Raw genomic sequence first — 12276 nt, forward strand, 5'->3', positions numbered from 1 at the left:
GGCCCTGCCTTTTCCGTTTGTGCACTTGCGCAGGGACGGTAAAGGCGACTATCTCCAAGCCTACCGCTCCGATCGCGCCTGAAAGCGAAGCTGCCTTGGATTCCCCGCAAGATTCGTCACCGGACGTGCCTGCCGTCGTCGAGGAGGCTCCGCGGGAGCCGATCCTGACGCTGCCCGCGGCGCTGACCGCCTATATCCTGCTTTTGGCGGTGATCCATCTGCGGGTGCTGCTGCCGCCGGAGCTCGAGAACTGGACCATCGACGTCTTCGGCTTCATCCCGAAACGCTACGATTCATCCCTGCTCAATCTGCAGATTCCCGGCGGCACCGGGGCCAAGGTCTGGACCTTCGTCACCTATTCGCTGCTGCACGCCAATCTGACCCATCTCGGCTTCAACGTGCTGTGGCTGCTGCCGTTCGGCAGCGCGCTGGCGCGGCGCTTTGGCGCCGTCAGGTTCTTCCTGTTTCTGGCGGTGACGGCGGCCGCCGGCGCGCTCGCCCATCTCCTCACCCATGAGCACGCGGTGGCGCCGATGATCGGCGCCTCGGCCTCGGTGTCGGGCGCGATGGCAGCCGCGATCCGCTTCGCGTTCGTCCGTGGCAGCTTCCTGTCGTTCAACCGTTCGGACGCCGATACCGCAGCAAGGGTCTCGGCGCTGCCGCTGTCGCGCGCGTTGCGCGACGGGCGCGTGATCGGCTTCCTCGCGGTGTGGTTCGGCGTCAACATCATCTTCGGCGTCGGCGCGATCGGCATCGATGCCGAAACCACGAGCGTCGCCTGGCAGGCGCATATCGGCGGTTTTTTCGCCGGCCTGCTGCTGTTCACCCTGTTCGATCCCGTGCCGCGCGTGCGAAACGATGCTGCGGATGCGTCATCACAGGACGTTTCAGACCGTATTTGAAGCGGCGCTTGCGGCGCGGCCCGAATTCATCCATCATTCCCGCGAAGAATGCTTCGAAGCGACAGGCCGCTCGAGCATGATCCGGAAAAGATCATGCTCAAAATAGAACCTGGTCGCGACTCGCAAAGCGCGCGAGCGTGAAACCCGCGCCAAGCAAAACTGTTAGTTGAAGACTCGAAGAACAGGTCCGGACCGCCGAGAGGCGGGCGGCTCGGATTCAGGAGGCGACAATGACGGTACGTTCCATTCTCAACACCAAAGGGCACCAGATCGTAAGCGTCGAGCCTGACGCCAAGCTGGCTGCCGCGGTCAGGCTGCTCGGAGAGAAGAAGATCGGTGCGGTGCTGGTGATGGACCAGAGCCGGCTCGAAGGCATCCTGTCGGAGCGCGACATCGTCCGCGTGCTCGGCGAGCGCGGCGCCGGCGTATTGGAAGAGCCGGTGGCTCAGGTCATGACCCGCAAGGTCGTCACCTGCAAGGAGACCGACACGGTCTCCGAGCTCATGGAGATTATGACATCGGGCAAGTTCCGCCATCTGCCGGTCATCGACAACGGCAAGGTGGTCGGCCTGATCTCGATCGGCGACATCGTCAAGCGCCGGGTCCAGGAATACGAGTCCGAGCAGGAAGCCCTGCGCGACTATATCAAGACCGCCTGATCAGGCCTGATCGACCGCTTTCGGCGCGGTGCCCGCGGGCGCCGGCGCGAGCACATGGATCGCCTCCTGGATCGACTCCAGCGCGCGCTCGGCGGCGCGCGTGCCATGTGCGATCAGGTCTTCGGAGCGGTGGAAGTCGAACCAGCCGAACTGGCCGACCCGCGGCGTGATCAGAAGGTCCGGCGGATCGCCGGCGAGACGGGCGCGGGTGATGCGATCCTGCATGATGTTGAAGGCGTCGACCATCACCGAGGAGATGCCGGGCCGGCCGTTGCCGCCGAAAAACTCGCGCTTCACCGTCTTCTCCGGCGAGAACAGCCGCGGGAAGCGCCGCTTGGCCGTCCGTTCCTCCGGCTCCGGCGCGACCGGGGTGGGCTGTGCGCCGTGCGAATAGATCGTCGTGGAATGGGTGAAGATGTCGCTGGAAAGGTTTGCCGCGATGACGATTTCGGCGCCGAGCGCGCGGGCGGCCGAGACCGGCACCGGATTGACCAGCGCGCCGTCGACCAGCCAGCGGTCGCCGATCAGGACGGGCGCGAAGATGCCGGGCAGGGCGTAGGAGGCGCGCATCGCATCGACCACGCGGCCGCGCGTCAGCCAGATCTCGTGGCCGGTGCGGACTTCGGTCGCGACGCTCGCGAACTTGATCGGGAGGTCCTCGATCAGGACCTGTCCGATCGCCTCCTCGAGCCGGGTCGCCAGCTTCTCGCCGCCGAGCAGGCCGGAGCCGTTGAGGCGGATGTCGAGATAGCCGAGGATGTTGCGCATCCCTTGCAGGCTGCGCCCCCATTCCTCGAATGTATCGAGCCGGCCGGCCGCGTGGAGGCCGCCGACCACGGCGCCGATGGAGGTGCCGACCACGACATCGGGCACAATCCCGTTGGCAAGCAGGGTCCTCAGGATTCCGAGATGGGCAAAGCCGCGCGCCGCGCCGCCGCCCAGGGCAAGGCCAATGACCGGCTTGCGGATACTGCCGAGACCGACCTTCTCGCCATTCGAGCCGTTCGCGCCCCGACCTTTCAATCTGTCCAGCACCGAAACTCTCCTACGCCGGGGCCAGCCCCTAGCTCAGACTAGGCACTGCACTCGCGCTCCGCCAGAACCAGGGCGAAGCATGGTTTATGCCGCTTTGGAGAGGGCACGGGGCAGGAGTATGGCGAGGAGCGTTGCTCCGGGATAATCACGCAGGCGTCAACCGGGTTCCACTGAACCGTCCGGACCGTATTTCCTGGGGTTTCAGAGGCTTGAATTTGCCGCGTTTTCGGTGAAAAGCAGGAGGCATGACACGCGGGGGTGACGGCATCATCGGATGGCGGCGCAGCTTTGGGCTGCTGCCGGCGCTGATGCTCGTCGCGGCCCTCGTTACCTCAGGCCAAAACACTGCGCAGGCGCAGCTTTTCTCTGATCGTCCGCCGCCGGTCCCGCCGGCTTCGGTGCCCGACCCCGGCGGCGCCGTCAGTCTTGCGCCACCCTCCGGGCCAGGCGCCGGGCCCCTGAGCCTGCCGCCGACCCTGATGCAGCCGGTCACGCCGAGCATGCCGCCGCCCGCGGTCACCACCGTGCCGCCGGCCGCGCCGCTCAATGCGGCCGCGCCCGGACAAGGCGTGCTGTCGCTGAGCGCGAAATACGGCAAGGACACGCCGGCGATCACCAGCGGGCTGGTCTGGCGTGTGTTTGCCGACCGTCCCGACGAGAACGGCACCTTCAAGCTGATCCGCGAGGACCGCAACGCCTCGCCCAACATCGTGCTGCCGCCGGGCAATTACGTCGTGCACGTCGCCTTCGGCCTGGTCAGCGCGGTGCGGACCGTCAGCCTGAAGGCCGAGACCGACCGCGAATCCTTCGTGCTGCCGGCCGGCGGCCTGCGCATCGAGGGCCGGGTCGGCACCAGCCGCATTCCGCAGAACCAGATCTCGTTCGCGATCTACAAGGGCAGCCAGTTCGAATCCGGCGAGCGCGCCTCGCTGGTGCCGAACGTCGCCGCCGGCGACGTCGTGCTGATCCCGGAAGGCACCTATTACATCATCTCCAATTACGGCGACGCCAACTCGGTGGTGCGCTCGGACATTCGCGTCCAGGCCGGCAAGCTCACCGACGTCACCATCACCCACCGCGCCGCCGTGATCACGCTCAAGCTGGTCAGCGACAGGGGCGGCGAGGCGCTCGCCAACACCGCCTGGTCGGTGCTGACCCCGGGCGGCGACGTCATCAAGGAATCGATCGGCGCCTTTCCGCGCGTGGTGCTCTCCGAGGGCGAATACCGCGCCATCGCCAAGAACGAAGGCAAGGTCTACGAGCGCGGCTTCAACGTCGTGAACGGCGTCGACGGCGAGGTCGAGGTCGTCGCGCGGTAGGGCTTGGGCGGTGATGCCGCCCGGCGGGACACCGGACCAATGCCCCTCGCACAGCGCTTCTCATGCCGTGCACAATCGATCCATCTCCTATTACCACTCGCCCGGCGCGCGGATGCACGGAGGCTCGTCGGCAGCAAGTCCAGTAGTGGGCTTTGAATACCCGTCAGCGCCCCGGGCTGCGTCGGGAGTTATTAACACCGGCACCATTGGCTTATTCCTGACGCCTCGCGCGTTCACCACGGCCGGTGGAAGATACCGATTTCCGATCATCAATCTTGTTCTCTTTCCATCCCGCTGCGTTATATGTCGGGCCTCCGTCGAACGGAGAAGGCCGGAGCAGGTTAGTGCGCCTGCGAGACCGGCAGGGGAGCAGGGGACCAAGCTCGTCGGCATGTTCGAAGTGATCCTCACCAGGCGCAAGCGGTTCGGCTGGCGATGGCGCGTGTGCGACCAGTCCGGCAAGATCTTTGCCGACGGTTTCGAGCGCACCCGGCCGTCGGCGAAATATCATGGCGAGCGCGCGTTGTTCTTCCTGCTGTCGCAGGCCTATTTGCGCAACCGCTCGGCGGCGTCCAGCGAGGACTAGCGGGGTCGTAGTCGTAGCCCGGGTGAGCGAAGCGATACCCGGGACAGCTCGCGCCGAGAATCCCGGATGCCGCTGCGCTCATCCGCGCTACAACCCTACAAGGCCTTGCGTTGCCCGACGGGCAAAGCACGCCAGCCGTGGGTCAACGCGCGCCGTCGAAAATATTCCACTTTACCGAAATTCGGAAATGGCGTATGTGTCGCGCAACCCGGCCCAGGAAAGAGGGGCGTATCGCGATCGTCACGAACGCGGGTCGGGCGGCGGTGGACGCTGATGGCATCGGCGCGAAGGGTTTCGCAGGGCGGAGAGCCGTGAGCGAAACGTCTCGCGCACACGACCGGTGCGATCGGCGTACGGCAAAATCGTGTGGTCCTGACGCCCGGGGTCTGGCGTCAAGTCTTGCGGTGATGTGGCGGCCCGACCGGGCACGCGCATCGATCAGCCGCAAGGCGACGGGGGCAATAGTGCAACGCTCCCCGGGGAGAGCACGACATAAGCCGTCAAACCACTGCGCAGGGAAGGCCGGATGTTTGGCTCCACCTGTATGCCGCTGTGCAGCTTTTCTTAAGCACACGCTTTCGCACAGTGGACCGTGGGTGCCCGGCTGGCACCCGGTCTTCCCTGCGCCCTCTTTCAATTGATGAGGGTGAGGCGACAAGCAAAGCTCGGGCGAAGTGCGCCGCGAGGATGCGATGCTGTGTCAGCATGAAGGCGAGTACGTTGCAAACCCTGTGCATCACCGTCACCCTGAGGTGCGCGCGCTGCGGCGCGATAGCGTCGCAGCGCAAGCCTCGAAGGGCGACGGCCCCGCTGCACCAGCTCGGCCGCACATCCTTCGAGGCTCCGCATGCGATGCATCCGCATCGCATGCCTCGCACCTCAGGATGACGGATCGATTATTGTCGCGGTGGAGAGATTTTGGCGATGTTGGCGCAGTATGCGCGAGGACTCCGCTCTCGTGCCCCGGACGCAGCGCGAGCTACGAGCCGGGGCCCATGCAGCAGCGAGTGCTGCGGCCCCTGGGTCCCGGCTCTGCGCAGCAACGCTTGCGCGTCGCAGCGCGTCCGGGACACGCGAGCACCGCGTTCGCACCACTGTCATAGTCGCTAACACGCACTAACCAATGCCTGACTTAAAACTGTCATAATCGTCGAACGGAACCCCTGCCTGCCCACTTTTTACAGGTCGTTAAGTGCGCCTGCATTGGATGCGTCGGGAAAGTGCGTTGGGGACTGCCATGAATGCTGCCAAGAAAGTGTCGGGAAAACCGGCCGCCGAAATGTTCGACGACATCCCGGTGCTTCAGCGCAAATGGCGTGCGGCGTTGAAGCCGGGCGACCGGCTGCCGCGCTACGAGGACGTCATGCTCGGCAGCCTTGGGCGGCTCGCCGATCACATCGCGCTCTTGAAGAACGACGGTGTGCTCGAACTGTCCCGCAGCGGACGTTACGTGCAGAAATGGCTCGGCGAGGAGCGCTGGGACATTCCCGTCGCCGAATTGTCGCCGGATTGCGCCACTGCGCTGTCGGAAGCAGCGACGAGCGCGCTTGCCAACGGACGGCCGCACCATGCCAGCGCGCATTGCGTGCGCGACGGCATGGTGCGGACCTACGACGTGCTGGCGCTGCCGACAGCCTCGCGTTGGGGCGCCACGCTGGTCGGTGCCTATGTCAACGAGCGCGGCGCGCAGTACAATCTGCTGGACGCGATCTTCGCCTCGACCGACGACGCGGTGATCTCGCTGGTCACCTTGCGCAATGCCGGCGGCAAGCCGTTCGATCTCCAGATCGTGCATCACAACAACAGCGCGAGCACGCTGCTGAAAGTCGCGACCGGCAGCCTGTTGTGGCGGCGGATCGGCGAGGGAGCGACGCTGCTGGCCCTGCCCGAGATCATGGACTTTCTGCTCAAGGCCGTCGCGGGTGGCCGCGGCGAGCAGCTCGAGATCGAGAGCGAGGGCCGGCACCTCCGTCTCAGCGCCACGGCCTTCGCCGACGTGGTCTCGCTGACGATCTCCGATGTCACCGCGCTGAAGCGGCGCGACGCCTCCTTCCGCCTGCTGTTCGACAACAACCCGATGCCGATGTGGGTGTTCGATGCGCAGACCAAGCAATTCCTGGGCGTCAACGACGCCGCGGTGCAGCATTACGGCTACAGCCGCGCCACCTTCCTGCGCATGAAGCTGCACGAGATCTGGCCGGAGGACGAGTGGGACAGCCACGCCGAGGCGCTCGAACGCCTCGGCGAAGCCTACCATTCCTCGCGCAACTGGCGGCACCTGCGCGCCGACGGCAGCGAGATCGAGGTGCTCACCTTCGGCCGTCGCGTCGCCTTCGACGATCGCGACGGTTATCTGGTCGCGGTGGTCGACATCACCGAACGGCGCAAAGCCGAGGCGCGCATCGCGCACATGGCCCACCATGATGGGCTCACCGACCTGCCGAACCGCGAATATTTCCGGGAGCGCCTGAAGCAGGCGCTGGATCAGGCCGGCGACAAGCGCGTCGGCGTGCTCTACATCGATCTCGACCTGTTCAAGAACATCAACGATTCCTTCGGCCATCCCGTGGGCGATCGCCTGCTCAAGGACGTCGCCGGACGCCTGACCAAGGCGGTCCGCGGCGCCAATCTGGCGGCTCGGCTCGGCGGCGACGAATTCGCGGTGATCCTCGGCGCCGATGTCTCGCCGAACGAGGCCAGCGCCTGCGCGACCTTGCTGATAGAGATGCTGAGGGCGCCTTATGATCTCGACGGTCAGGAGATGGTGATCGGCGCCAGCATCGGCATCGCGATGTCGCCCGGCGACGGCACCACGCCGGAGGAGCTGATGCGAAATGCCGACATGGCGCTGTACCGGGCGAAGTCCGACGGCGGCGGCGTGCACCATTTCTTCGAGCGTGAGATGGACCTGCAGGCGCAGAGGCGCCGCGACATGGAGCTCGATCTGCGTCGTGCGTTCGCCAATGGCGAGTTCGAGCTGCACTACCAGCCGCTGGTGACGATCGCATCCGACCGCATCTCCGGCTTCGAGTCGCTCTTGCGCTGGCGTCATCCGGACAAGGGCATGATCTCTCCGGCGGAGTTCATTCCTGTCGCCGAGGACATCGGCCTCATCACCCAGTTGGGGGAGTGGGTGCTGCGCGAAGCCTGCGCCGAGGCCGTCAAATGGCCTGGCGATATCAAGGTCGCGGTCAATCTGTCGCCGGCGCAATTCCGCAGCCGCAACCTGGTGCAGGTCGTGATCTCGGCTCTGGCGCAGTCCGGCCTGTCGCCGCGACGGCTGGAGCTTGAAATCACCGAGTCGATCTTCCTGGCCGAGACCGATGCCAATCTCGCCATCCTGCATCAGTTGCGCGAGCTCGGCGTCGGCATCTCCATGGACGATTTCGGCACCGGCTATTCCAGCCTCAGCTATTTGCGCAGCTTCCCGTTCGACAAGATCAAGATCGACCGTTCGTTCGTGAAGGATCTGGCGCAGCGACCCGATTGCGGCGCAATCGTGCGCGCGATCTCGGGCCTCGGCCGCAGCCTCAACATCACCACGACTGCGGAGGGCGTCGAGACCGAGGACCAGCTCGACTGGCTGCGCGCGGAAGGCTGCAACGAGGTGCAGGGCTTTCTGTTCAGCGCGGCGCGGCCTGCGGCCGAGATCGCAAAGCTGCTTGCCGATTTCGGTCAGCGCGCCTCACGGGCGGCGTAGCCGCTCGGGATAGCAGTCGTAGACCAGCGCCTTGAACGCGGGCGTGATGCGGCCGCGCTCGGTCTGGGTCTGCTGCATCATGAGGTAGACCATGTCGAGCTTGGGATCGACGCCGAAATAGGTGCCGCTTCCTGAGTCCCATTTCAGCTCGCCGAGCGAGCCTGGCGGCGGCGGTTTTGCGTTGCCGGGATCGGTCCGTACCGCAAGGCCATAGCCATAGCCGAAGCCGTCGCCCGGAAAATAGAAGTAATCGCGTCCGACGCCGGAGCCGGGTCCGATGTGATCCGTCGTCATCGCCTCGAAGGCGGCAGGGCTCAGGTAGCGCTTGCCATCGAACTCGCCGCCGTTGAGCAGCATCTGCGCGAAGCGCTGATAGTCGGTGATAGTCGAGAGCAGGCCGCCGCCGCCGGACTGCCATTCGGGATGGTCGAGACGCTCGCGCTCGCCGGCGAGCAGGATGAAGTCGTTCGGCAGCGGCCGGGCCATCCGCCTCAGCTCGTCCTCCGTCGCGAGCACGAATTTGGTGCTGTTCATGCCAAGCGGATCGAAGAGGCGTGCTTTCAGGAACTCGTACAGCGTCTGGCCCGAGACGATCTCGATGACGCTGCCGAGCACGTCGGTGGAATGGCCGTAGCGCCACAGCGTTCCAGGCTGACGCGCCAGCGGCAGTTCGGCGATGCGATCGGCGAACTGCCTGTTGTTGAAGTGACCCTTGAAAATGTTGGCCATCTTGTAGGCGTGCTCGACCCACTGGCTGCCGATGTAATCGTAACTGATGCCCGAAGTATGCCGCAGCAGATCCTCGATGTTGACGGGGCGGTCCGGTGGGTCGAGGTCCAGCTCGACCATGCCGCCGGGCAGGGTCACCTCGCGGCCCACCTTGGTCCCGGCGAACAGCGGGACGTATTTCGACACGGGGTCGGTCAGCGCAAGCTTGCCCTCGTCGATCAGCATCATCGCGCCGAGGCATGTGATCGGCTTGGTCATGGAGTGGATGGCGAAGATCGTATCGGGCGTCATGGCAAGGCCCGTCCTGGTGTCGCGCACGCCGAAGGTCTTGAGATAGACCGGCTTGCCGTGCTGCTGCACCAGGATCACGGCGCCCGGCAGGCGGCCGCTCGTCACCTCGTCGTCGAAGAATGCCGTGATGCGGTCGAGCCCGTCCGGCGACGGGGCGGGGATGTCGGCGGCGCGGCCTTGCGCCACCGTGCCGGCGAGCATCGCGGCCCCGACCAGAAATTCACGGCGTCTCATTCGACCTTCCTCCCTCGGCGGGATCAAAGCCGCAAGACGCCGGAGGGGTCAACACGCCATCGATTAAAAACGTGTCACGATTTCCGAAAGGAACGGTCGCGGACGGTCTTCGCTCGGCTTGGTCGGCGTGCCGATATGGATGAAGCCGGCGAGCTTCTCATCCGGCTTGAGGCCGAGGCCATCGAGCACGTCGCGATCGAACGAGAACCAGCTGGTCAGCCAGCAGGCGCCGTAGCCGAGCGCGGTCGCGGCCGTGACGATGTTCATGGCGCTGGCGCCCGCCGACAATTCCTGCTCGAACGCCGGCACCTTCGGATGCGGCCTCGTGAAGCTGACGATGCCGATCACCAGCGGCGCATCCATCAGGCGCTTGCGCTCGGTCTCGACGTCGGCCGCCGACGCGCCGGGATTCTTCCGCGCAAAGACCTTTGCGATCACCTCGCCGGCGCGCTGGCGGGCCTCGCCCTCGAAGACGATGAAGCGCCAGGGGACCAGCTTGCCGTGGTCGGGCACGCGCGCTCCGATGGTGAGGATCGTCTCGAGCTCGGCCGGAGAGGGGCCGGGCCCGGTCATCTCGCGCGGCTTGACCGAGCGGCGGGTCTTCAGGAGTTCGATGGCGTCGGGCACTGCGATATCCTCTTCAACGGGTCTGCGGGCGTGCCATGCCGAGATAAGCATGCACGCCCGCAACCGGAAGCGAGTTTAGATCGATTTCAGGGATCAGAAGGCGCCACGCGCCCGCCGGACATCCGGCGGGGTTGCCTCGTCGACCAGCGCGGCGATCGCCTCGGCGGTCGTCATCACCTTCTGGCCGTCGCTGCCGAGCCGGCGGACCGAGACCGAATGCGTCTCGGCCTCTTTCTTGCCGACCACGAGCAGCGCCGGGATCTTGGCCAGCGAGTGCTCGCGGACCTTGTAGTTGATCTTTTCGTTGCGCAGGTCGATCTCGACCCGCAGCCCGGCACGCCGTGCCTGCTCCAGCACCTGCTTGGCGTACTCGTCGCCTTCCGAGGTGATGGTGGTGACCACCGCCTGCACCGGAGCCAGCCAGAGCGGGAAATTGCCGGCATAGTGCTCGATCAGGATGCCGATATAGCGCTCCATCGAGCCGCAGATCGCGCGGTGCACCATCACCGGCGGCTTCTTGCCGCCGTCATGGTCGATGTAGAACGCGCCGAACCGCTCCGGCAGGTTGAAGTCGACCTGCGTGGTGCCGCACTGCCAATCGCGGCCGATGGCGTCGCGCAGCACATATTCGAACTTCGGTCCGTAGAAGGCGCCTTCGCCCGGGTTGATCTCGGTCTTGATGTGGTTGCTCTGCGACTGGATCTCGCGCAGCACCGTCGCCATCACGCGTTCAGCGTGATCCCACATCTCGTCCGTGCCGACGCGTTTCTCCGGCCGGGTCGACAGCTTCACGGTGAGATCGCCGGTGAAGCCGAAATCGGCATAGGTCGACAGGATCAGATCGTTGATCTTCAGGCACTCCTCGGCGAGCTGGTCCTCGGTGCAGAAGATGTGCGCATCGTCCTGGGTGAAGCCGCGCACGCGCATCAACCCGTGCATGGCGCCGGACGGCTCATAGCGATGCACCACGCCGAACTCGGCGAGGCGCAAGGGCAGGTCGCGGTAGCTCTTCAGGCCGTGCTTGAAGATCTGCACGTGACCCGGGCAGTTCATCGGCTTCAGCGCAAACCAGCGCTTGTCCTCGGCCTCGTCGCCGGCCGATTGCGCCGCGAACATGTTCTCGCGATACCAGCCCCAATGGCCCGAGGTCTCCCACAAGACCTTGTCGAGGATCTGCGGCGCGTTGACCTCGCTGTAATCGCCGGTCAGGCGGCGGCGCATATAGGCGATCAGCTGTTGGAAGATGGTCCAGCCCTTGGGGTGCCAGAACACGACGCCCGGACCTTCCTCCTGGAAATGGAAGAGGTCGAGCTCGCGCCCGAGCTTGCGATGGTCGCGCTTTTCGGCCTCCTCGATCTGCTTGAGGTAAGCGTCGAGGTCCTCCTGCTTGGCGAAGGCGGTGCCGTAGATGCGGGTCAGCATCGGGTTGTTGCTGTCGCCGCGCCAATAGGCGCCGGCCACCTTCATCAATTTGAAGGCGTTGCCGACCTTGCCGGTCGAGGTCATGTGCGGGCCGCGGCACAGGTCGAACCAGTCGCCCTGATAGTAGATCTTGATCGGCTCGGTGCCGGGAATGGCGTCGACCAGCTCGACCTTGAACGCCTCGCCCTTGTCGCGAAACACCTGCTTGGTCTTCTCGCGGTCCCAGACTTCCTTGGTGAAAGGTTTGTCGCGCGCGATGATCTCGCGCATCTTCTTCTCGATCGCGGCAAAGTCTTCCGGCGTGAACGGCTCGTTGCGGAAGAAGTCGTAGTAGAAGCCGTTCTCGATCACGGGACCGATGGTGACCTGCGTGCCCGGCCACAGCGTCTGCACGGCTTCGGCCAGCACGTGGGCGCAATCGTGGCGGATCAACTCGAGCGCGCGCGGATCGTCACGATTGACGAGCTCGATCTTGGCGTCGTCCTCGATGGGATCGTTGAGGTCGGTGAGCACGCCGTCGAGCGCCATCGCTACCGTGCGCTTGGCCAGCGACGGCGAGATGCCCTTGGCGATGTCGAGGCCGGTGATGCTCTTGTCGTATTCGCGCCGGGCGCCGTCGGGGAAGGTGAGGGTGACTTTGGCGGCGGGGGTCACAGGCTTGAGATTGGACAGGCTGTACTGGAAGCCGGACTCGGATTTGGGCTGATCGGTCATTGCTTTTCTCCTGAGGCTCACTCCTGCGAACGAGCGCAGGTAAGCGGGAACGAGCGAT

The 12276-nt window shown here is 65.3% G+C and carries 9 protein-coding genes; 5 read left to right on the forward strand and 4 right to left on the reverse strand.

The annotated features are described in order from the left end of the window. Positions 1 to 95 precede the first annotated feature (95 nt). On the forward strand, positions 96 to 902 hold the full coding sequence (locus D6B98_RS16035) for a rhomboid family intramembrane serine protease (protein WP_205680490.1): 807 nt from the start codon (positions 96 to 98) through the stop codon (positions 900 to 902). Between the two features lie 230 nt (positions 903 to 1132). Beyond that, on the forward strand, positions 1133 to 1561 hold the full coding sequence (locus tag D6B98_RS16040) for a CBS domain-containing protein (protein WP_126257951.1): 429 nt from the start codon (positions 1133 to 1135) through the stop codon (positions 1559 to 1561). On the opposite strand, the gene D6B98_RS16045 is transcribed toward D6B98_RS16040, so the two are convergent. Continuing rightward, positions 1562 to 2596 carry a patatin-like phospholipase family protein gene (locus D6B98_RS16045; RefSeq protein ID WP_126257952.1) on the reverse strand — a complete coding sequence of 345 codons (1035 nt, stop codon included), beginning with the start codon at positions 2594 to 2596 and terminating at the stop codon, positions 1562 to 1564. 245 nt (positions 2597 to 2841) lie between these two features. On the opposite strand from D6B98_RS16045, the gene D6B98_RS16050 reads away from it, so the two are divergent. The 3 genes from D6B98_RS16050 (at position 2842) to D6B98_RS16070 (ending at position 8201) form a co-directional block, all read left to right on the forward strand. Next, positions 2842 to 3915, forward strand: a complete 1074-nt coding sequence (locus tag D6B98_RS16050; protein ID WP_126257953.1) for an RgsD C-terminal domain-containing protein — start codon at positions 2842 to 2844, stop codon at positions 3913 to 3915. A gap of 391 nt (positions 3916 to 4306) precedes the next feature. After that, a complete protein-coding gene (locus D6B98_RS39930) occupies positions 4307 to 4501 on the forward strand; it encodes a hypothetical protein (protein WP_028137218.1) in 195 nt (64 codons plus the stop codon). Positions 4502 to 5738: 1237 nt separating this feature from the next. Continuing rightward, the gene (locus D6B98_RS16070) at positions 5739 to 8201 is read left to right on the forward strand and encodes a putative bifunctional diguanylate cyclase/phosphodiesterase (protein ID WP_164718653.1); all 2463 of its coding nucleotides are present in this window, start codon (positions 5739 to 5741) and stop codon (positions 8199 to 8201) included. Here D6B98_RS16070 and D6B98_RS16075 read toward each other — a convergent pair. The 3 genes from D6B98_RS16075 to thrS all read right to left on the reverse strand — a co-directional run bounded on the left by D6B98_RS16075 (position 8187) and on the right by thrS (position 12218). Further along, positions 8187 to 9455: a serine hydrolase domain-containing protein gene (locus tag D6B98_RS16075; RefSeq protein WP_126257955.1), complete on the reverse strand. Its 1269-nt coding sequence runs from the start codon at positions 9453 to 9455 to the stop codon at positions 8187 to 8189. The two genes, D6B98_RS16070 and D6B98_RS16075, sit on opposite strands and share 15 nt — an antisense overlap. Before the next feature lie 63 nt (positions 9456 to 9518). Beyond that, positions 9519 to 10082 (reverse strand): nitroreductase family protein, encoded by a 564-nt coding sequence (locus D6B98_RS16080; protein WP_164718654.1) that lies wholly within the window; start codon positions 10080 to 10082, stop codon positions 9519 to 9521. Positions 10083 to 10175: 93 nt separating this feature from the next. Then, on the reverse strand, positions 10176 to 12218 hold the full coding sequence (thrS, locus tag D6B98_RS16085; protein ID WP_164718655.1) for a threonine--tRNA ligase: 2043 nt from the start codon (positions 12216 to 12218) through the stop codon (positions 10176 to 10178). Positions 12219 to 12276 lie beyond the last annotated feature (58 nt).

It is taken from the genome of Bradyrhizobium sp. LVM 105, assembly GCF_003957705.1.
Lineage (GTDB): Bacteria > Pseudomonadota > Alphaproteobacteria > Rhizobiales > Xanthobacteraceae > Bradyrhizobium > Bradyrhizobium frederickii.

Coding starts and splice junctions, on each gene's coding strand:
- D6B98_RS16050 (WP_126257953.1), top strand. CDS start 2,842: ATGACACGCGGGGGTGACGGCATCATCGGATGGCGGCGCAGCTTTGGG.
- D6B98_RS39930 (WP_028137218.1), top strand. CDS start 4,307: ATGTTCGAAGTGATCCTCACCAGGCGCAAGCGGTTCGGCTGGCGATGG.
- D6B98_RS16040 (WP_126257951.1), top strand. CDS start 1,133: ATGACGGTACGTTCCATTCTCAACACCAAAGGGCACCAGATCGTAAGC.
- D6B98_RS16070 (WP_164718653.1), top strand. CDS start 5,739: ATGAATGCTGCCAAGAAAGTGTCGGGAAAACCGGCCGCCGAAATGTTC.
- thrS (WP_164718655.1), bottom strand. CDS start 12,218: ATGACCGATCAGCCCAAATCCGAGTCCGGCTTCCAGTACAGCCTGTCC.
- D6B98_RS16075 (WP_126257955.1), bottom strand. CDS start 9,455: ATGAGACGCCGTGAATTTCTGGTCGGGGCCGCGATGCTCGCCGGCACG.